Source organism: Streptomyces sp. SAI-135 (assembly GCF_029893805.1).
In the GTDB taxonomy this organism is placed as follows: Bacteria; Actinomycetota; Actinomycetes; order Streptomycetales; family Streptomycetaceae; genus Streptomyces.
This window is the reverse complement of the sequence record NZ_JARXYP010000002.1, coordinates 3,292,000-3,311,423: the sequence shown is the minus strand read 5'-3', so window position 1 is coordinate 3,311,423 and position 19,424 is coordinate 3,292,000. Positions and strand designations below refer to the sequence as shown.

Sequence of the window (19,424 nt, the reverse complement as noted above, 5' to 3'; positions counted from 1 at the left end):
GGCCTGAATCCGTAAACAACCGGCATCCCTCCCAGAGCAGGTTTTCAGTGATAAGCACCGCTATTCGCGTCGCCCGGGTGGGCAGCGCGGCCGAACTGGCCGCGGCGGTCCTCATGCTGGCGGGCTTCCCCGCCATAATGGTGGCCGCGCTCGCTCCGAGCGTCCCAGCCTTCGCGGCCGCGACGGCCGTCACGTACCTTGCGGACCACTATCTGCACCGCCAGGGCAGTTATCTGATCAACCGCCTCAGCAAGGTGCGCGCCGGGCTGTCGATCCGCTTCCTGATCAGACAGCTCCTGCTGATCCTGCTGCTGGCCCGGCTCGACCTCTCCAACAACCTGATCTTCTACGGGGCCACCGCCTGCTTCATCGCGTTCTACGGCCTCCAGGCCCCGCACGGCGCGCTGGTCACCCTGATCCGCAACCGCCGCCGGCTCCCGGTCGCCACCCGCAACGTGGACCTGGCCTCCCGCATCCGCATCCCGGACGCGCCGCCGATGGTCCTGCTGAACCGGTCCGCCGAGAAGATGCTCCACCTCGACCTCGCGGCCGTGGTCGGCGTACTCGTCGCCGCCGGGATGGACTCCACGCTGCCGGGCTTCATCGGCATCGGCGTGACGATAGTCCTGGGCTCCCTGTACGTCCTCGCACTGATGCCGTACGTCAGCAAGGGGAAGATCCCGCCGAGCGCCGACGAGGTACTCGCCAAGGTCGACGACTGGCTGCGCGACTACAAGCCGGAGACGGTGCTCTACTTCTCCGGCTCCAAGGACTCCGCCTACCAGGTCAACATGTGGCTGGAGACCATGGAGCAGCTGGAGTCCCGGCCGCTGATCATCCTGCGTGAGCGGGTCATCCTGCAGAACCTCGCGCCCACCACGGTCCCCGTCATCTGCGTGCCCGGAGGGGTGCACCTGATGAACATGGACCTGTCCTCGGTGCGGGTCGCGCTGTACGCGGCCAATGTCGGCAAGAACATCCACCTGCTGCGCGTGCCGACCATGAAGCACGTCTTCATCGGCCACGGCGACAGCGACAAGCTGGCGAGCGTCAACCCGTTCAGCAAGGCCTACGACGAGGTGTGGGTGGCCGGCCGGGCCGGCCGCGACCGCTACGCCATCGCCGACGTCGGCGTCCGCGACGAGGACATCGTCGAGGTGGGCCGCCCGCAGCTCGCGCCGATCCAGAACTGGCAGGGCGTGCCCGACGGACGGATCCCCACCGTCCTCTACGCGCCCACCTGGGAGGGCTGGGACGGCAACCCGGGCAACACCTCGCTGATGCTGGCCGGCGAGAACATCGTGAAGAAGCTGCTGAAGGCCGACCCGCCGGTCCGCGTCCTCTACAAGCCGCACCCCTTCACCGGCACGGTCCTGCCCAAGGCGGGTGCCGCGCACCAGAAGGTCAGCGCGCTGATCGAGAAGGCCACCGCCGAGCGCGCCGCCGACCCCCGGTTCCAGGCCGAGGCGAGCGCGTCGGCCGCGGCCAGGGCCGAGCTCGCCCGCATCGAGGCGCGGCTGGCCGTCCTGGCCGGCAGCGGCACCGAGAAGGGCGACGAGGCCGAGGCCACCCGTGACGGCGTGGTCGACGTGGCCAGGTACGAGGAGATCGCCCGGCTGCGCGGCGAGTGGAACGACGCCTATTGGCGCTCCTTCCCGGTGTGGGAGCACCGGGTGATCACGGGCGCCGAGCCCCGACTGTACGACTGCTTCAACGTCTCCGACGCGATGGTCTCCGACATCTCCAGCGTGGTCTCCGACTTCATCGCGAGCGGCAAGCCGTACGCGGTCACGGACTCCGCCGAGCTCGGCGAGGAGGAGTTCAAGCGGCAGAACACCGCGGTGCGGGCCGCCACGATCCTGTCCAACAAGGCCACCGAGCTGGGCGGACTGCTCGACGCGGTCCGTGACCCGGCGGCCGACCCGCTGGCCGAGGACCGGGTGGAGCTCAAGCAGTACCTGCTCGGACCGGACGAGCCCACCTCCATGGAGCAGTTCAACACCGCGGTGGCGAACCTCGCGATCAAGGCCGAGGCGCGCAACGTCGGCCAGGAGTCACGGGCGGCGGCCTCCGCGGCGGAGGCCACGACCAAGGCCTGACCTCCCTTGCGTAAAGAAAGGGCCCGGTTTCGGGGGTGATCCCCGAAACCGGGCCCTTGCTGCGTATGTCACCAGTACCGGAGAGCAACCCTTCCTCCCGGCCCGCCGTCTAGGGGATTGCCCCCGAGCGGACCTGGGGGAAACAGACCGTGACTGGGGGAGAAGTGACCGTTGCGCAGCCTGATGTGACCGTGGTCATCGGGGCGTACGAGGCGATGCCGTATCTGGTCGACTGCCTGGCCTCCGTCGAGGCCCAGACGATCGGCCCGGCGCGCATCGAGGTCGTCGCGGTCGACGACGGCTCGGCGGACGGCACCGGGGAGTACCTGGAGCAGTTCGCCGCCCGCACGTCCCTCGACGTCACCGTGATCCGCCAGAGCAACTCCGGCGGCCCCAGCGGCCCGCGCAACGTCGGTCTCGGCAAGGCGACCGGGCGGTACGTCTTCTTCCTCGACGCCGACGACCGGCTCGGCCCCGAGGCCCTGGAGCGGATGGTCGCGATGGCCGACCGCAACGGCACGGACGTGGTCCTCGGCCGGGTCGAGGGCGTCAACCGCAAGCCGCCGACCTCGATGTGGGAGCGGACCCTGGAGCGCACCGACGTCTTCTCCTCCAACATCAAGTTCACGCTGAGCGCGCAGAAGCTGTTCCGCCGTGCCCTCCTCGAACGGCACAGCATGCGCTTCGACGAGTCCCTGTGGACCGGCGAGGACGCGCTGTTCACCATGGAGGCCTATCTGCGGGCCGACGGCGTCTCCGTCATCGCCGACCACACCTGCTACTACCTGGTGGGCCGCGAGGACGGCAAGCACGTCACGAAGACCGGCAGCCACACCCTGCGCTTCGACTCCGCGCGCGCCCTGATGAACCTGATCGCCGACATGGTCCCGGCGGGCGCCAGACGTGACGTGCTGATGGTCCGCCCCTTCCTCGTCACGCTGCTCCCGCAGTTCGGCCCGAAGTTCCTGAAGGACAGCGAGGCGGTCCGCCAGGAGAAGCTGGCCCTGGCGAAGCCGCTGGTGGACGCCTACTGGACCGGCGAGGTGGCCCACCGCCTCCGCGTCCACGAGCGTCTGCGGCTCCAGCTGGTGGCGATGGGCCGTCCGGATCTCCTGGTGGAGGTCCTGGAGTTCATACGGGCGAAGGAGATCCCGGAGGCGGTGCTGGAGAAGGGCGGCCGCCGGGTGTACTTCGCCTACCCGTTCTTCCGCGATCCGTCGGCCGGCCTGCCCGACTCCGTCTACCTGGCCGAGCCGCGCGAGGCCCGGCAGGTCCCGGGCTACCGCGAGGTCCGCGCCGACCAGTTGCTGCGCCGGGCGGTCCGCAAGGCGCGCAGGGTGCTCATCCCGGCAGCGTGAGCGTCCCGGAGGCGCACACCGTCTCCTCCTCCCGCCGCTGCCCCGGCAGCCGGCGCTCCCTGGCCGCCGCGCACAACGCCCGAACGGCCATGTCGAACCGTTCCTGCGAGGTCGGCTCGTCCGGCCCCAGCAACCGCCGCTTCAGCTCGGCGCGGGCGCCCGCGAGCGCGTCCCGCTCCGGATGCCGCACCGCGTCCAGCAGGGCGGGCACCCCCACCGCGTCCGGCGTCAGCACGGTGGCCGCCCCCGCCGTGGGGAAGGCCGCACGGAACGCGGCCTCGCCCAGACCGCTGGTGTTCGCCACCGCGTACGGCTTCCCGCTGGCCAGGAAGTCGCTGACCACGCTGGACACATCGCTGATCAGCAGGTCGGCCCGGTTGAAGCAGGCGTACAGCGTGGGCCTGACATCGGTCACGACCTGGTGCTCCCACTCCGGCAGCGAGGCCCAGTACGCCCGCTCCCAGGCGGCCGTCGCCCGGGCCACCGCCTCCGCGCGGCCCGGCTCCGGCGCGCACTGCAGCAGCATCCGCTCGGCCGAGTCGGCGGCGGTCCGGAAGGACGCGGTGGTCAGCCGGTCCAACTCCCTCGTCCTGCGGGGCAGTTCCCCGTCGTCGGCCGGCCGCTCACCGGTCCGCTCCCGGTTCGCCGCCCGTACCAGCTCACGGATCCTGCGGTCCGCCGCGCCCGCCCGCGGGTCCACCGACCCGGTCAGCGGATGCGGCTTGTACAGCAGCCGCACCCCCGGATCCGCCAGCAGCGCCCGCACGATGTTCTCGCCCGCCTCGATCACCGAGGTGTTGCCGGGGTTGCCGTCCCAGCCCTCCCAGGTCGGGGCGTACAGCACCGTCGTGTACGGCCCGGCCGGCGGGCCCTCGTACGGCCGCACGGCGTCCAGCTGGGGGCGGCCGATCTCCACCACGTCCTTGTCCTCGACGCCGACCTGGGCCGCCGCGTACCGCTCGCGGGCCGCGGGACCGGCCACCCACACCTCGTCGTAGGCCTTCGCGTACGGGTTGCAGGAGGACAGCTTGTCGCTCTCGCCGTGGTTGACGAAGGTGTGCTTGATCGTCGGGATGCGCAGGACCTGGGAGGTCTTGCCGGAGTTCGAGGGGTGGATGAGGACCTGGAGCGTGGACTGCTCCAGGCGCAGCAGCGTGGAGACCTTGGGCAGGCAGACGATCGGCACGTCGGTCGCGGCGATCTTCTGCATCATGAACCGCTCGCGCAGGACGATGACCGGCCTGCCGTCGAGCTTCGCGAGCGGCTCCAGCCACATGTTGGCCTGGTAGGCGGAGGAGACCCCGCCGGAGAAGTACAGGCCGACGGTCGGCCGGTACTCGGCGAGCCAGGCGTCGAACCAGTCCAGCACCTCCTGCTCGCCCGCCGGACGACGGCTCGGCAGCAGTCGTAGGAGAAGGTCCGCGAGGCCCACGAGGGCGAGCCCGAGGGACACCGCGATGCCGAAGGCCGCGCACCGAGGCTCACCGGTGGCCGCCGTGACCAGCAGGCCCGTGGTGGCGGGCAGGCCGTGCACCAGCAGGCGGGGGCCGGGGCGGCGCAGCAGGGCGGGCGGGGCCGGGGTCAGACGGAGCGCGGAGGCGTCGATGTTGCGGGTGACCACCGGCAGGGTGCGGGTGCGGCGGACCAGCACGGAGGCCGCCTGGATCGCGCAGTGCAGCGCGTAGAAGGCGAGCAGACCGGCCACCAGCACGGTGTACGCCGTCTCCTCGTCCTCCGGGGTCAGCCGCAGCAGGCCGAAGACCAGCAGCAGGTCGCGCAGCACGTGCCGCACGGTGATGTCCGCGTGGGACTTGGCGAACAGCGACACCATGCCGCGCTGCCAGCGGTGCAGGACGCCCTCCACCGCCAGGGAGGCGGCCGTCGCGGCGAGCAGCAGCGGGACGTGCGGACGCAGGGCCGCGGCGGCCTGGGCGACGACGGCGGCTGCCAGGACGGCGGCGACGAGCGCTCTCGTCGCGGTCTGCCGGCCCGGCAGCCGCAGCGCGGACCGGAGGTGGGGGAGGCGTTTTCGCACGGGGGACACTCCAAGGTCGTCGCGAGACGGACGCCTTGGTTAACGCGTGGCGACCTCCGGACGACACGCGCGTGTCCCCGGGCTTCCGCGGCGGGAAGGTGCTATGCGCGAGGTGCGGTCGGGCCGGCGGGTCCGGGGACTGGACGGACGCGCGTCACAGGGTCCCCTTCGCGTACATTGCGGACGAGGTACCCACACGTGGCGCGAGGGGACAGGACACAAGGTGGCAGGGGCAAGGCAGGCCGTGGGCGAGGCCCGCAGGATCGTCGTCAAGGTCGGTTCCTCGTCGCTGACCACAGCCGCCGGCGGCCTCGACGCCGACCGGGTCGACGCGCTGGTGGACGTCCTCGCCAAGAGCCGCAGCGGCGGGGAGCGCGAGCTCGTCCTCGTCTCCTCCGGGGCCATCGCCGCCGGACTCGCCCCGCTGGGCCTGCGGCGCCGCCCGCGCGACCTCGCCCGCCAGCAGGCCGCCGCCAGCGTCGGCCAGGGACTGCTCGTCGCCCGCTACACCGCCTCCTTCGCCCGCTACGGGGTCCGCGTCGGCCAGGTGCTGCTGACCAGCGACGACATGAGCCGCCGCGCCCACCACCGCAACGCCTCCCGCACCCTCGACAAGCTCCTGGCGATGGGCGCGTTCCCGATCGTCAACGAGAACGACACCGTCGCCACCGACGAGATCCGCTTCGGCGACAACGACCGGCTCGCCGCCCTGGTGGCCCACCTGGTCCACGCCGACCTGCTGGTCCTGCTCTCCGACGTGGACGGGGTGTACGACGGCGACCCGAGCAGGCCGGGGACCTCGCGGATAGCCGAGGTGCACGGGCCGGCGGACCTGGCCGGAGTGGAGATCGGCAGTACCGGGAAGGCCGGGGTCGGCACCGGAGGCATGGCCACCAAGATCGAGGCGGCCTCGATCGCCGCGGCGGCCGGTGTCCCAGTGGTCCTGACCAGCGCGGTGCACGCGGCCGACGCCCTGTCCGGCGGGGACACCGGGACGTACTTCCACGTCACCGGCAAACGCTCCGCCGACCGCCTGCTGTGGCTCCAGCACGCGTCCACCCCGCAGGGCTCGCTGACCCTGGACGACGGCGCGGTCAGTGCGGTCGTCGACCGCCGCAAGTCGCTGCTGCCGGCCGGGATCGCCTCCGTCGAGGGCGAGTTCGTCGCGGGTGACCCCGTCGAGCTGCGGGACGGCAGCGGGCACGCCGTGGCGCGCGGGCTCGTCAACTTCGACGCCAAGGAGATCCCGCGGCTGATCGGCCGCTCCACCCGGGAGCTGGCGCGCGAGCTGGGCCCGGCCTACGAGCGCGAGGTCGTCCACCGGGACGATCTGGTGATCCTGCACCCCTGAGCGCCGCCCGGCGACCCACCGGGCACGGCGTGCCCGAAAACGGGGTGAACGCCCTGCCAAGAGAGTCGCCCTGAGGTGGACGTTCCGCAAAACCGCCCCACAAGCCCTTGCGGCCTGCTCAACTTTGTCCCAGGGACACATTCCGCCCGGCCCTTGGGGCCGACCTGTGCATGAAGGAGGCCGTCGTGAGACGAGTGCGCCCTGGGGCGGCGGCGTCCCGCACAGGTGCGGCCCCGTCCTCGGCCGCGGGCGAGGCGGGTGCGTCGGCCACGCGGGCGGCGGGTGAGGAGCGGGCCCTGACGAGCGTCTCGGCCGGTGAGGAGAGGGCTCTGACGAGCGTCGCGGCCGGCGACCGGTACCAGGCGGAGGAGCCCCGGGACCTGCCGCGGCTGTGGCACGTCACCCTCAGCGTCTCCGGCGAGGAGGCCCCGCTGAAGGAGGTCCGGCGGGCCCTCGAACAGCTCGCCCACGACCACCCCTTCCTGCTGACCAGCCGCTACGCCAACGACCACGCGGAGATCCGGTACTGGGAGGAGGCCCGCGACCTGCACGACGCGGCCGCCGTCGCCCTGCGCCTGTGGGGCGAGCACCGGCAGACCGCGGGACTGCCGCCCTGGGAGATCGTCGGCCTGGAGGTCATCGACCGCCAGACGTACCACCAGCGCATCGCCGAGGGGTACGGCCCGGCACCGGCCTCACCCGTCGGCGTGCACCCCTACTGAGGACGTCACCGTCGGCTTTGCGAGGTCTGGGGGTTCTGCGGGACTTGTCTCGGGGTGTGGAATGCGCGGTGAACCGCGCGGCGGGGCGCACTACCCTTCCCCTATGACCTCGCTCTCGCCGTACGACTCCATGACCCCGGTCACCCAGGCCGCCTACCGGGCCAAGGCCGCCGCCGCCGACCTCGCCCCGCTGCCGAGGGCCGAGAAGGACGACGCGCTGCTCGCCATCGCGGACGCCCTGGAGGTCCGCACGAGCGAGATCGTCGAGGCCAACGCCAAGGACGTCGCCAAGGCCCGCGAGGCCGGCACCAGTGAGTCGATCATCGACCGGTTGACGCTCACCCCGGAGCGGGTGCGGGCCATCGCCTCCGACGTCCGGGACGTCGTGGCGCTGCCCGACCCGGTCGGCGAGGTCGTGCGCGGCTCGACCCTGCCCAACGGCATCGACCTGCGCCAGGTCCGCGTCCCGCTCGGCGTGGTCGGCATCATCTACGAGGCCCGCCCGAACGTCACGGTCGACGCCGCCGCCCTGTGCCTGAAGTCCGGCAACGCCGTCCTGCTGCGCGGCTCGGCCTCCGCCTACGAGTCGAACAGCGCCCTCGTACGGGTCCTGCGCGACGCCGTGGGCGGTGCCGGACTGCCCGCCGACGCCGTCCAGCTCGTGCCCGGCGAGTCCCGCGAGAGCGTGCGCGAGCTGATGCGCGCCCGTGGCCTGGTCGACGTGCTCATCCCGCGCGGCGGCGCCTCGCTGATCCAGACCGTCGTCACGGAGTCGATCGTCCCCGTCATCGAGACCGGCACCGGCAACTGCCACGTCTACGTCGACGCCCACGCCGACCTCGACATGGCGATCGACATCCTGATCAACTCCAAGGCCCAGCGGCCCAGCGTCTGCAACGCCGCCGAGACCCTCCTGGTCCACCAGGACATCGCCCCCGAGTTCCTGCCGCGGGCCCTGGACGCCCTCGCCGAGGCCGGCGTGACCGTCCACGCCGACCAGCGGGTGCTGGCCTACGCGAAGGACACCAAGGCGACCGTCGTCGAGGCCACGCCGGAGGACTGGGACACCGAGTACCTCTCCTACGACATCGCCGCCGCCGTCGTCGACTCGCTCGACAAGGCCGTCGAGCACATCCGGCTGTGGACCTCCGGCCACACCGAGGCCATCGTCACCACCTCCCAGCAGGCGGCCCGCCGCTTCACCCAGCTGGTCGACTCCACGACCGTCGCGGTCAACGCCTCCACCCGGTTCACCGACGGCGGCCAGTTCGGCTTCGGCGCGGAGATCGGCATCTCCACCCAGAAGCTGCACGCGCGCGGTCCGATGGGCCTGCCGGAGCTCACCAGCACCAAGTACATCGTCACCGGCGACGGCCACATCCGCCGCTGACGGCCGCCGCGGCCCGCCCACGAGAGGTGTCTCAGCAGGCGGATGAATTTCCATACCGTCTGCCCAAATTGACCCCCCAGGTCTACTCTGGATCCGTGCCGGAGGACGTGGGGGGCACGCCGTTCCCTGACGGCTGGGAGCCCGACGACGACCACGACCGCGGGGTGTCGGACGAAGAGTTCGCCTCCGTGGTCTTCGACGAGGCCTTCGTACAGGCGGCCGTGGTGCACGAGCCGACCGCCGTCGAGCGCCTCCTGGCCGCGGCCCAGGCGAGAGCGGAGGCCTCCGAGGCCGAGGCCCGCCGCGCCCGCCCCAGAACCGAGCGGTACGACGACGGCTACGGACCCCGCGGTTTCGGCCATGATCCCGACCTCGACGACCTGGACGACACCGAGATCCTCGAAGGGCGCTACGGCGCGCCGGGGACGTACGGCAAACAGGTCCGCTGGCACCGCCCCGTCGCCTGGATGCTCGCCCTCGTCATGGGCGTCGGCATGGTCGCGCTGGCCTTCACCGCGGTCTACCGGGGTGCCTCCTCGGGCAGCCGCGACCGGGTTCCGCCGCCCGCCTCGACCGGTCTGGAGCAGGGGAGCACGGTGACGCCCTCGGCGTCCGCCGACTACTCCCAGCCAGCCGTCTCCGCGGTCCCGCGGACGCCCTGACAATCCTGGTGAGAACCTGTCAGAACTTGTCGCACAGCGGGGCGTTTACCTGAGCTCCCCGAGACCTACTCTGAAGATATGGGAGGGCCGGCAGACCCACCCGAGGGGACTCCCGAGGGCGGCCCCGTGGGTGGTGAGGACGAGTACCGATCCGTCGTCTTCGACGAGTCGTTCGTCCGCGCTGCCCGCCTCCAGGAGTACTCGGCGCGGGAGCGCATGACCGACCACGCCCCCGCCGTCCGCCGCCGCCCGCCACTGCGCCGGGGACTGTCCCGGCAGGCGCTGATCCTGGTCCTGCTGATCGCCGTCGCCTTCGGCACCGCGATCTACATGGGCGTACGGCACCCCTACCAGACCTCCGCGGTCCCGCAGCCCGTCGAACCGCTGCGGATGACCGTCATCCCGCTGGCCCCCCAGGGCAAGGTCCCGGGGCACGCCGACGCCGAGTACCTGTACGCGCACAGCCCCGCCGCGCAGTACCGCGTCGGCGCCGAGGGCATCCCGCTGCCGGCCTCCCGCCGCACCGCGCACTTCTCCGACAGCCAGGTCGTGTCCGCGCTGAGCACCGCCAAGGACTACATCGTGCGGTCCTCCCTCGACCCGGACGTCCTCACCGGCCAACAGGTGCGAGCCGTGCGGGTGCTCCTCGACACGGACCAGCTCGATCAGTTCGACCAGAGCTTCGCCCGTCCCGCCGCGGACGGGCGGCACGCGCCGACCGGATGGCTGGTGCGCTTCGACCCCGCCCAGGCGCGGCTGGCGGACGGCAGGATCCGGGTGCAGGGGAGTCTCCAGGCGGCCGAGACCGACTCGGCGACGCTGGAGGTGACGGCGGACCACACGTTCGTGTACGCGCTGCGGGCGGCGGGGGCCGACGCCTCGGCGCAGACCTCGCTGTTCACCGTCCGCCGTGAGCTGCACTTCCGGTTCGACCGGGACGACCTGCGGATGCACACGGCCCAGCTGGTCGTCTCGTACGTCCAGGCCGGGCCGCTGTCCTGCGCGGAGGACTCCACGAACAGGCTGCACCCGCTGCTGGCCGGCCAGACCGCGAAGACCGGCGGCCCGGCGGGCACGGACCCCTACGCCACCGGCAGTGCGACGGCGCTGTGCGGGTCACTGGCTACGAGTGCGCAGCCGCGGGTGTGAGGGTGCCCTGCCGTGCCCTGTCAGGGAGCGTGAGGTGAGCCGTCGTGGCGTGTGGGGCGTGTGGGGCGTGTTGTCGGTCTGATGTGCGCTGACGGTGGTGTGACGCGCACTGTTCGGCATCGTGGCGCGAGCCGTCGGGGGGCGGGGTGTGTGTGGTCGGGGAGGGGCTGACGTGCCCTGCCGGGGGCGTGAGGTGGGCTGTCGGAGGTCTGCCGCGCTCTGCCGAGCGGGTGGCGCGTGCAGTCGGGGCGTCATGCCTCTGTCGTGAGTGTGGCGCGCTGCCGGGGGCGTGAGGAGAGCAGTCATGGGGGGTGCGCGTGCAGACGGAGGCTGACGCGAGCAGTCGTAGACGTGGTGTGCCCTTGCCGGGCGCGTGACGAGCGCCGTCGCGCGGTGGGGCGCGTGCCCCATGGGGGGCTGACGCGGCAGTCGTAGGGGTGCCATGCCCTGCCGGGGCGTGATCAGAGGCGTCGCGGGGTGTGGCCTGTGCTGTCGGAGGTCTGACCTGCGGTGACGGAGGTCTGACCTGCGGTGACGGTGGGGCGTGTGCAGCCGTGGCGGGTGCTGTCGGCGGCCTGACGTGCCCGGCCGGGATCGGGTGGGGGCGGCGGAGAGGGCGTTGCCCGGTCCGCTGCCCGGTGGCCGGCCGGGGAGGGCCAGGGGGCCCCGGGGGTCAGCCGCCCTCGTTGTTGCGCGGTGTGTCCGTCGGGGGCTCGTCCTCGCGGGGGGCCGAGTTCGAGAAGCCGCCGAAGCCCCTGCGTACCCGGCCGCCCAGGTCGCCCGCGCCGCCCGCGATGTCGCTGACCAGCTTCATCAGCGGGTCCTTGGAGCTCTTGACGTTGGTCGCGTAGCTCGCCGCCGACTCGCGGAAGGAGTCCGTGACCGAGGTGTCCTTGTCCTCGCTGCGGCGCGGGTAGTGGCCGTCCATGATCCGCTGGTGGTCGCGGGACTCGGCCCACTTCTTCAGCTCGGCCGCCCGCACGGTGGTGAACGGGTGGGAGCGCGGCAGGACGTTGAGGATCTTCAGCACGGAGTCGCGCAGGTCGCCGCCGGCCTCGTACTCCTCGGCCTGCTTCAGGAACGCGTCGACGTTCATCTCGTGCAGATGGTGGCCGCCCGCCAGCTTCATCAGACCGCGCATCGAGGCCCGCAGGTCCTGGCCGACCAGCAGGCCCGCCCGGTCCGCCGACAGCTCCGACTTGCGGAACCACTCACGCAGCGCGGTCACGATCGCCATGATCGCGATGTTGCCCAGCGGGATCCACGCCACCCTGAGGGCGAGGCTGGTCAGGAACAGCAGGATGGTCCGGTAGACCGAGTGGCCGGACAGGGCGTGACCCACCTCGTGGCCGACGACCGCCCGCATCTCCTCCTCGTCGAGCAGGTCGACCAGACCCGTGGTGACGACGATGATCGGCTCGTCCAGGCCGATGCACATCGCGTTCGGCTGCGGGTCCTGGTTGACGTACATCGGCGGGACCTTCTCCAGGTCCAGGATGTAACACGCGTCCCGCAGCATGTCGTTGAGGTACGCGAACTGCTGGTCGGAGACGCGCACCGAGTCGGACAGGAACAGCAGCCGCAGGCTCCGCTCGGGGAGCAGACCGCTGAGCGCCTTGAACACCGTGTCGAAACCGCTCAGCTTGCGCAGCGCCACCAGGGCGGAGCGGTCGGCGGGGTGCTCGTACGCACGCGAGGAGATACCCGGGAAACGCCTGCGCTGCCTGCTCGGCACGTTCTCGTGTCCGTTGTTGTGGTGGCCGTCGTCGGACATGTCTTCCCCCATGTGCGTCTTTGGCGGTGCCGTCTGTGGCTGTGCCTCTTCGACCGCTGTGATCCTTTGCGGACCCTTGTGCGGCCCTTTGCGCCCCCGAAGCAGAGCCCAGCCTAGGCGGAGATAGCGTGGACGGGCAGTACAGCGAAGGAGTCCACGTCATGGAGCACACCCGGGCCGCCTGGCTCACCGAGGCCGCGAGCGCCGCCGAGCAGCAAGGGGCCGGAAATCTGCTCCGGGTGGTACTGGTCGTGATGTTCGTGGGCTGTGCGTTCACCGCGTGGTTCCTGCTGCGGGGGTACAAGCGGAAGGACGACTGACGGAGGGCGAAGGTTCCCCGCCGTCCCCCAACGGTGGAGTCGGCGTGATCGCCCTCACCGCGCCCGCTTACGATGGGCCGACACTCTGTCCCGCCCACCGGATAGGTCCTGACGAAGATGAGCTTCCACAGCACCGCTGCCCAGTTGGTCACCCTTGCCGCCGAGGGCGAGGAGCACGGCGGCAACCACGAGAGTCTCGACCCTCTGGTCACCGGCGGCGCCGCCTTCATCATCCTGCTGCTCCTGCTGTGGATCACCACCCGTTTCAACCGCGACCGCTGAGTCCCCGGGTGCCCGAAGCGGGGCATTCCGGGCCCCCGTCGGCCGGAGCCCTCAGGACGGGCCGGTAGGGTCTGCACGCATGGGAGAGCAGGACATGCCTACCGGCCCGGGCAACGCCCCGTCGAGCCCCGGCAAGCGCCGACTCGGCGTCATGGGCGGAACGTTCGACCCGATCCACCACGGGCACCTCGTGGCGGCCAGCGAGGTCGCCGCGCAGTTCCACCTGGACGAGGTGGTGTTCGTGCCGACGGGCCAGCCGTGGCAGAAGACCCACCGCAAGGTTTCCCCGGCCGAGGACCGCTATCTGATGACGGTCATCGCGACCGCCGAGAACCCGCAGTTCTCGGTCAGTCGCATCGACATCGACCGCGGTGGCGCGACCTACACCACCGACACCCTGCGCGACCTCAAGGCCCTCAACCCCGACACCGACCTCTTCTTCATCACGGGCGCCGACGCCCTCGGCCAGATCCTGACCTGGCGGGACACGGAAGAGCTGTTCGCCCTGGCGCACTTCATCGGGGTCACCCGGCCCGGCCACACCCTGGCCGACCCCGGGCTCCCCGAGGGCGGTGTCTCGCTCGTCGAGGTCCCCGCCCTGGCCATCTCCTCCACCGACTGCCGGGCGAGAGTCGCCAAGGGCGACCCCGTCTGGTATCTGGTGCCGGACGGCGTCGTGCGTTATATCGACAAGCGCGAGCTGTACCGCGGCGAGTGAGCCGAGAGGGGCACCGGTGAACGACCGATACGACGCGGGCTACGGCGACGACCAGGGCAACCAGTACGCGCTGGTCGGCTACGACGAGTACGGCCGGCCGGTGTACCAGCAGGTCCAGTCGCACCAGGCCCCGCAGCAGCAGTACGACCCCTACGCCCAGCAGGGCTACGGCTACGACCCGTACGCCACGGGCACCCAGCAGGCCGCGCCGTACGACACGGGCGCCCAGAATCCCGTACCGCCGCCCTACGACCCCTACGGCGCCGACGGCACCGGCCGGCAGGCGCCCGTGCCGCCCTACGACCCCTACGGCCGGGCCGCCGCGAGCGGTCAGCAGCCCCGGGTCGCCGAGCAGACCGCGTACATCCCGCAGCAGGGCGGGCCGACCGGAGGGACCCAGGCCGGTCAGGAGTACGCCGCCGGCTCTCAGCAGGCCCGCGCGGAGGCCGCCGACGGGGACGAACGGCAGTACCACACCGCGCAGTTCGCGTTCGTCGAGGAGCCCGACAGCGACTCCGAGGACGTCATCGACTGGCTCAACTTCACCGAGAACCGCACCGAGCGCCGCGAGGAGGCCAAGCGCCGCGCCCGCAGCCGGCTCGTCGCCCTGGTCGTCGTCCTCGCCCTGGTCGCGGCCGGCGGAGTCGGCTACCTCTGGTACGCCGGGAAGCTGCCCGGGCTGTCGGACTCGGAGAGCAAGAAGGGCAACACGATCGCGGCGAGCGCCCAGAACCGCGACGTGATCGTCGTCCACCTGCACAACACCACGAAGGGCGGCACCTCCACGGCGCTGCTCGTCGACAACACCACCACCAAGCAGGGCACCACCGTCCTCATCCCCAACTCCCTCGTCCTGACGTCCGACGACGGCTCCACGACGACCCTCGCCAAGTCCGTCGACGACGACGGATCCTCCGGAACCGTCGACTCCCTCGACACCGTCCTCGGCACCGACATCGAGGGCACCTGGCGCCTGGACACCCCCTACCTGCAGAACCTGGTCGACCTCGTCGGGAACATCGACGTCGACACCAACGCCGCCGTGCCCGACCCGGACGCCAGGAAGAAGGGGCAGGCGCCCCTGGTGAGCAAGGGCAAGGACCAGACCCTCAGCGGCAAGATGGCCGTCGCCTACGCCACCTACCGTGCCTCGGGCGAGGCCCAGAACGCCCAGCTGGAGCGGTTCGGCCAGGTCCTGCAGGGCGTGCTGCGCAAGCTGTCCTCCGACCCGACGGCCGCGACCACCACCGTGCAGACGCTGGCCCAGATCCTCGACCCGTCCCTGACGGACAAGGACCTCGGCACCTTCCTCGCCAAGCTCGCCGACCTCGCCAAGAGCGGCGACTTCAAGACCGCCCTCCTGCCCGTCCAGCAGGACGGCACCCTGAGCGCGGCGGCCAGCGCGAGCGTGGTCAAGGACGTCCTCGGCGGCAAGGCGAAGAGCCCCGACAAGGACGCCGCCGTGAGCGTCTCCGTCCAGAACGCCACCGGCACCAAGGACAACACCGAGAAGGCGCGTGTCGTCCTCCTCAACGGCGGCTTCACCTTCATCGACGGCGGCACGCCCTCCTCGGCCCGGGCCACGTCCAAGGTGGTCTACGCCGACGCCGCCGACAAGGCGAACGCCACCGAGGTCGCCAAGACCCTGGGGCTGCCCACCAGCGCGGTCGGCAAGGGCACGATCTCCTCGAGCGCGAACGTCTCCGTGGTCCTCGGCCAGGACTACAAGCCGGACTCCTCGTCCTAGGCGCCGTCCCGGGCCCCAGCGGCACCCGCGTGATCTCCGTCATCACGTCGGGTGCCGTCGGCGGTCCGTGAGACCCTTGGTGTCAAGTGACCGCCGACCGAAAGCCTTGTAGTGACCGCCACTGACCGTTCTCTCGAGCTCGTCCACACCGCCGCGCAGGCGGCCGCCGACAAGCTCGCCCACGACGTGATCGCCTACGACGTCAGCGACGTCCTCTCGATCACCGACGCCTTCCTGCTGGCGTCCGCACCCAACGACCGCCAGGTCAAGTCCATCGTCGACGAGATCGAGGAGCGCCTCTCGAAGGAGCTCGGCGCCAAGCCGGTGCGCCGCGAGGGCGACCGCGAGGCCCGCTGGGTCCTGCTCGACTACGTCGACATCGTCGTCCACGTCCAGCACAGCGAGGAGCGGGTCTTCTACGCCCTGGAGCGGCTGTGGAAGGACTGCCCCGAGCTGGAGCTGCCGGCCGACGCCAAGGCGACCCGCGGCAAGGCGGAGGAGCACGCCAAGCTCCGGGCCGAGGAGGACGACGCCGCGTACGGGGAGTCGCGGTGACCGCTCCCGCCGACCGCAAGGGCCGGGGCCGCCGCGTCATCCTGTGGCGGCACGGGCAGACCTCCTGGAACGTGGAGCGCCGCTTCCAGGGCACCACCGACGTCGAGCTCACCGAGACCGGTGTCGGCCAGGCCCGCCGCGCCGCCCGGCTGCTGGCCTCCCTCCAGCCCGACGCGATCGTCGCCTCCGACCTCCGGCGGGCCGCGAACACGGCCGCCGAGCTCGCCGCGCTCACCGGCCTGGACGTGGCCCACGACGAGGGCCTGCGCGAGACCTACGCGGGCGTCTGGCAGGGGCTGACGCACGAGGAGATCATCGCCCGGCACGGCGAGGAGTACGCCGCGTGGAAGCGTGGCGAGCCGGTCCGCCGCGGCGGCGGTGAACTGGAGACCGAGGTCGCCGACCGCGCCGCCCCGGTGGTGCTGCGGCACGCCGAGAAGCTCCCCGAGGACGGCACGCTCGTCGTGGTCAGCCACGGCGGGACGATCCGCACCACCATCGGCCGGCTGCTCGGTCTGGACGCCCGGCACTGGGAGAGCCTCGGCGGCCTCTCCAACTGCTGCTGGTCCGTCCTCGGCCAGGGCGCCCGCGGCTGGCGCCTCCTGGAGCACAACGCCGGGACGCTCCCGGAGCCGGTGCTCGGCGATGACGACTGAGGGCTCCGGACCGGATTTCACTTTCCGGCAGGTCGCAGGCTAAAGTTCTTCTTGTTCGCCCGCCGAGCGGGAAGAACGCAAGGGGCTATAGCTCAGTTGGTAGAGCGCCTGCATGGCATGCAGGAGGTCAGGAGTTCAATTCTCCTTAGCTCCACTCAATGAGGATCCCGTCTCTCTCAAGAGGCGGGATTTTTCATGTGTCTCCTCGTCCGCCGGTGTGTAGACCACGATCCGGCACTCGGGCATTCCGTCGATCGACAGCGACTGGGACGTCATGCGCAGCTCGCCCACCGCCTTGTGACGGAACGTCTTGACCCGGGGCCCCGGCTGCACCACCTCTCCGCTCGCCCAGAGCTCGGCGAAGTACGGGCTGGCCGCCGCCAGCGAGGCTATGAAGCTCTCCCAGGCCGGCTCGCCCACATGTCTGCCGTACGTGGACCGCAGTGTGGCCACCATCACCGGCAGCTCGCGGTCCCGGTGCAGCAGCGGGCAGGCCTCGTCGGAGACCGTGAACAGCGTCCACAGCGCGTTCGCCACCCCGATGTCGACGATCTCGGGGATCAGGAACAGGTCGCGGTAGCCAGGGTTGGTGGCCAGGATGTCGTAGCGCGAGTTGTAGACGACCGCGGGGAGCGGGTCGAGGGCGTCGATGATGCCCTGCACCTCCGGGCCCGTCGACCGCGTCAGACGCTCCGGGTCCGGGGCGAACGGCACCTGCGCCAGGCGGTACAGATGCTCCCGCTCCGGCGGGTCCAGCCGCAGGGTGCGGGCCACGGCGTCCAGGACCTGTGCGGACGCGTTGATCGGCCGGCCCTGCTCCAGCCATGTGTACCAGGTCACGCCGACACCGGAGAGCTGGGCGACCTCCTCGCGGCGCAGTCCCGGAGTGCGGCGCCTGAGGCCGGGTGGCATGCCCACGTCGGCCGGGGTCACCCGGGCCCGCCTGCTGCGCAGGAACGAGGCCAGCTCGGGCCGTCGTCGCTGTGTCGTCCCCATCGTCACGTCCCCCCTCGTCACGACCATCCTCGGTGCCGCGCCCGGCGCTTGCCAGGTGCTGGCAGTACCAGCATCGGCGGGCTCTCGGCACCCGTACCGAGGCGTCCTCATGCTCGACGGCATGACGACCACGCCCCGGACGGGACCGAGTCCCGCGTCCGTTTCCCCACCTGCCAGAAGTGAAGCACCCGCCACTGACAACCGGCCCCGGCCGCTGCTCGCGCTCGTGCTCGCCGCCCAGTTCATGGCGCTGCTCGACGTGTTCATCGTGAACGTCGCGGCCCCCACGATCGGCACGGAACTGCACGCCTCGGGCGGCCAACTCCAGCTGGTCATCGCCGGATACGCCATCACGTACTCGGTGCTGCTGATCACCGGCGCCCGGCTCGGTGAACGGTTCGGGCACGGCCGGGTCCACCTCGCCGGGCTGGCCCTGTTCACGGCGGCCTCACTCGCCTGCGGTCTCGCCCAGGGCGCCACCGAGCTGATCGTCTTCCGGCTGGTGCAGGGCGCCGGTTCCGCGGTGATGATCCCGCAGGTGCTCAGCCTGATCCAGCGCAACTTCACCGGCGGGGCCCGCATGAAGGCGCTCGGCGTCTACTCGGCGGTCCTCGCGGTCGGCGCCGCCGCCGGACAGGTCGTCGGCGGAGTCCTGGTCAGCGCCGACCTGTTCGGCACGAGCTGGCGGCCGGTGTTCCTCGTGAACGTGCCCGTGGGCCTCGTCCTGCTGGCCGCGGGCACACGGGTCCTGCTGCCCGGGGACCGGCCGACACCCCGCGACCGGGCACGCGGCCTCGACCTGCCCGGCCTGGTGCTGCTCGGCGCGGCCGTCTCGCTGTGCACGGTGCCGCTCGTGCTCGGTCAGGAGGAGGACTGGCCGCTGTGGTCCTGGCTGTCCATGGCCGGCGCCGTGATCCTGTTCACCGTCTTCTGCGCCTACGAGTCCCGGCTGGCCGGGCGCGGCGGCACCCCGCTGATCACGCCGAGCGTGCTGCGCCATCCCGGCATGGGGCTCGCCGTCTTCCGGATCATGGCGGTCATGGCCGTCAACGGCGGCTTCCTGTTCGTGCTCACCCTGTACGTGCAGGGCGGTCTCGGCTACAGCCCGCTGAGGGCCGGGCTCTCCTTCGTGCCGACCGCGGCGGTCTTCGGCATCGTCGGACTGACCTGGCGCCACTGGCCCGCCTCCTGGCAGCGGCTGCTGACGCCCGCCGGCTTCCTGATCACCGCGCTGGCCGCGCTGGGCGTGGGCCTGGCGCTGAAGGGCGGCGGCGAGGGCGGTGTCGCGCTGTACGCCGCGTACGCAGGCCTGGGCGGCGGGCTCGCGCTCGCCTTCAGCCCCACGCTCACCGGGGCCCTGGCCACGGTGCCGCCCGCGCACGCGGCGGACGCCAGCGGTCTGCTCGCCACGGTCACCCAGCTCGGGCAGCTGATCGGCGTCGCGGGCTTCGGCACACTGTTCTTGAACCGACTTGAGTCACTCGGCCCCTCCGAGGCGTATACCTCTGCGGAGGCGCTGTGGACGTGCATGTTCGCACTGGCCGGGACCGCCGCGGTGGGCGCCGTGTCCGGACTGGTACTCAGGCGTCGCTGACCGTATTGGTCCGGCC

17 protein-coding genes and 1 tRNA gene are annotated in these 19,424 nt (G+C 71.6%); 15 read left to right on the top strand and 3 right to left on the bottom strand.

Features of this window, described 5'->3' with window-relative positions; translation table 11 throughout:
• Positions 1-47: 47 nt before the first annotated feature.
• Positions 48-2,099, top strand: coding sequence for a hypothetical protein (locus tag M2163_RS19400; protein ID WP_280851540.1), 2,052 nt, complete (start codon positions 48-50; stop codon positions 2,097-2,099).
• Between the two features lie 164 nt (positions 2,100-2,263).
• Entirely contained in the window at positions 2,264-3,457 is a 1,194-nt protein-coding gene (locus M2163_RS19395) for a glycosyltransferase family 2 protein (protein ID WP_280851541.1), read from the top strand.
• Here M2163_RS19395 and M2163_RS19390 read toward each other — a convergent pair.
• Positions 3,441-5,453: a hypothetical protein gene (locus M2163_RS19390; RefSeq protein WP_280897284.1), complete on the bottom strand. Its 2,013-nt coding sequence runs from the start codon at positions 5,451-5,453 to the stop codon at positions 3,441-3,443. The two genes, M2163_RS19395 and M2163_RS19390, sit on opposite strands and share 17 nt — an antisense overlap.
• A 283-nt stretch (positions 5,454-5,736) precedes the next feature.
• Between M2163_RS19390 and proB the strand changes: the two genes are divergently transcribed.
• The 5 genes from proB to M2163_RS19365 all read left to right on the top strand — a co-directional run bounded on the left by proB (position 5,737) and on the right by M2163_RS19365 (position 10,766).
• Positions 5,737-6,843, top strand: a complete 1,107-nt coding sequence (gene proB, locus M2163_RS19385; protein WP_280854202.1) for a glutamate 5-kinase — start codon at positions 5,737-5,739, stop codon at positions 6,841-6,843.
• A 185-nt stretch (positions 6,844-7,028) separates the two neighbouring features.
• Positions 7,029-7,565 (top strand): hypothetical protein, encoded by a 537-nt coding sequence (locus M2163_RS19380; RefSeq protein ID WP_280851542.1) that lies wholly within the window; start codon positions 7,029-7,031, stop codon positions 7,563-7,565.
• A gap of 103 nt (positions 7,566-7,668) precedes the next feature.
• The gene (locus M2163_RS19375; protein ID WP_280851543.1) at positions 7,669-8,955 is read left to right on the top strand and encodes a glutamate-5-semialdehyde dehydrogenase; all 1,287 of its coding nucleotides are present in this window, start codon (positions 7,669-7,671) and stop codon (positions 8,953-8,955) included.
• A 68-nt stretch (positions 8,956-9,023) separates the two neighbouring features.
• On the top strand, positions 9,024-9,617 hold the full coding sequence (locus M2163_RS19370) for a hypothetical protein (RefSeq protein ID WP_280851544.1): 594 nt from the start codon (positions 9,024-9,026) through the stop codon (positions 9,615-9,617).
• Between the two features lie 78 nt (positions 9,618-9,695).
• Entirely contained in the window at positions 9,696-10,766 is a 1,071-nt protein-coding gene (locus M2163_RS19365) for a hypothetical protein (RefSeq protein WP_280851545.1), read from the top strand.
• Positions 10,767-11,439: 673 nt separating this feature from the next.
• On the opposite strand, the gene M2163_RS19360 is transcribed toward M2163_RS19365, so the two are convergent.
• On the bottom strand, positions 11,440-12,540 hold the full coding sequence (locus M2163_RS19360) for a M48 family metallopeptidase (RefSeq protein WP_280851546.1): 1,101 nt from the start codon (positions 12,538-12,540) through the stop codon (positions 11,440-11,442).
• Between the two features lie 161 nt (positions 12,541-12,701).
• On the opposite strand from M2163_RS19360, the gene M2163_RS19355 reads away from it, so the two are divergent.
• The 7 genes from M2163_RS19355 to M2163_RS19325 all read left to right on the top strand — a co-directional run bounded on the left by M2163_RS19355 (position 12,702) and on the right by M2163_RS19325 (position 16,972).
• The gene (locus M2163_RS19355; protein ID WP_037716948.1) at positions 12,702-12,860 is read left to right on the top strand and encodes a hypothetical protein; all 159 of its coding nucleotides are present in this window, start codon (positions 12,702-12,704) and stop codon (positions 12,858-12,860) included.
• Between the two features lie 117 nt (positions 12,861-12,977).
• The gene (locus M2163_RS19350) at positions 12,978-13,142 is read left to right on the top strand and encodes a hypothetical protein (RefSeq protein ID WP_020136208.1); all 165 of its coding nucleotides are present in this window, start codon (positions 12,978-12,980) and stop codon (positions 13,140-13,142) included.
• Between the two features lie 79 nt (positions 13,143-13,221).
• Positions 13,222-13,860, top strand: coding sequence for a nicotinate-nucleotide adenylyltransferase (gene nadD, locus M2163_RS19345; protein ID WP_280851547.1), 639 nt, complete (start codon positions 13,222-13,224; stop codon positions 13,858-13,860).
• A gap of 16 nt (positions 13,861-13,876) precedes the next feature.
• Positions 13,877-15,607 (top strand): LytR C-terminal domain-containing protein, encoded by a 1,731-nt coding sequence (locus tag M2163_RS19340; protein WP_280894562.1) that lies wholly within the window; start codon positions 13,877-13,879, stop codon positions 15,605-15,607.
• A gap of 111 nt (positions 15,608-15,718) precedes the next feature.
• A complete protein-coding gene (gene rsfS / locus M2163_RS19335) occupies positions 15,719-16,162 on the top strand; it encodes a ribosome silencing factor (protein ID WP_280851549.1) in 444 nt (147 codons plus the stop codon).
• Positions 16,159-16,818 (top strand): histidine phosphatase family protein, encoded by a 660-nt coding sequence (locus tag M2163_RS19330; protein WP_280894561.1) that lies wholly within the window; start codon positions 16,159-16,161, stop codon positions 16,816-16,818. Before rsfS ends, M2163_RS19330 begins: the two co-directional genes overlap by 4 nt.
• Positions 16,819-16,899: 81 nt before the next feature.
• A tRNA-Ala gene (locus M2163_RS19325) sits at positions 16,900-16,972 on the top strand.
• Here M2163_RS19325 and M2163_RS19320 read toward each other — a convergent pair.
• Entirely contained in the window at positions 16,954-17,814 is an 861-nt protein-coding gene (locus tag M2163_RS19320; protein ID WP_280851550.1) for a helix-turn-helix transcriptional regulator, read from the bottom strand. The genes M2163_RS19325 and M2163_RS19320 overlap by 19 nt on opposite strands.
• Positions 17,815-18,040: 226 nt before the next feature.
• Between M2163_RS19320 and M2163_RS19315 the strand changes: the two genes are divergently transcribed.
• Complete coding sequence (locus M2163_RS19315) at positions 18,041-19,408, top strand: MFS transporter (RefSeq protein ID WP_280854203.1); 1,368 nt, start codon at positions 18,041-18,043, stop codon at positions 19,406-19,408.
• The last annotated feature ends 16 nt before the right edge of the window (positions 19,409-19,424 follow it).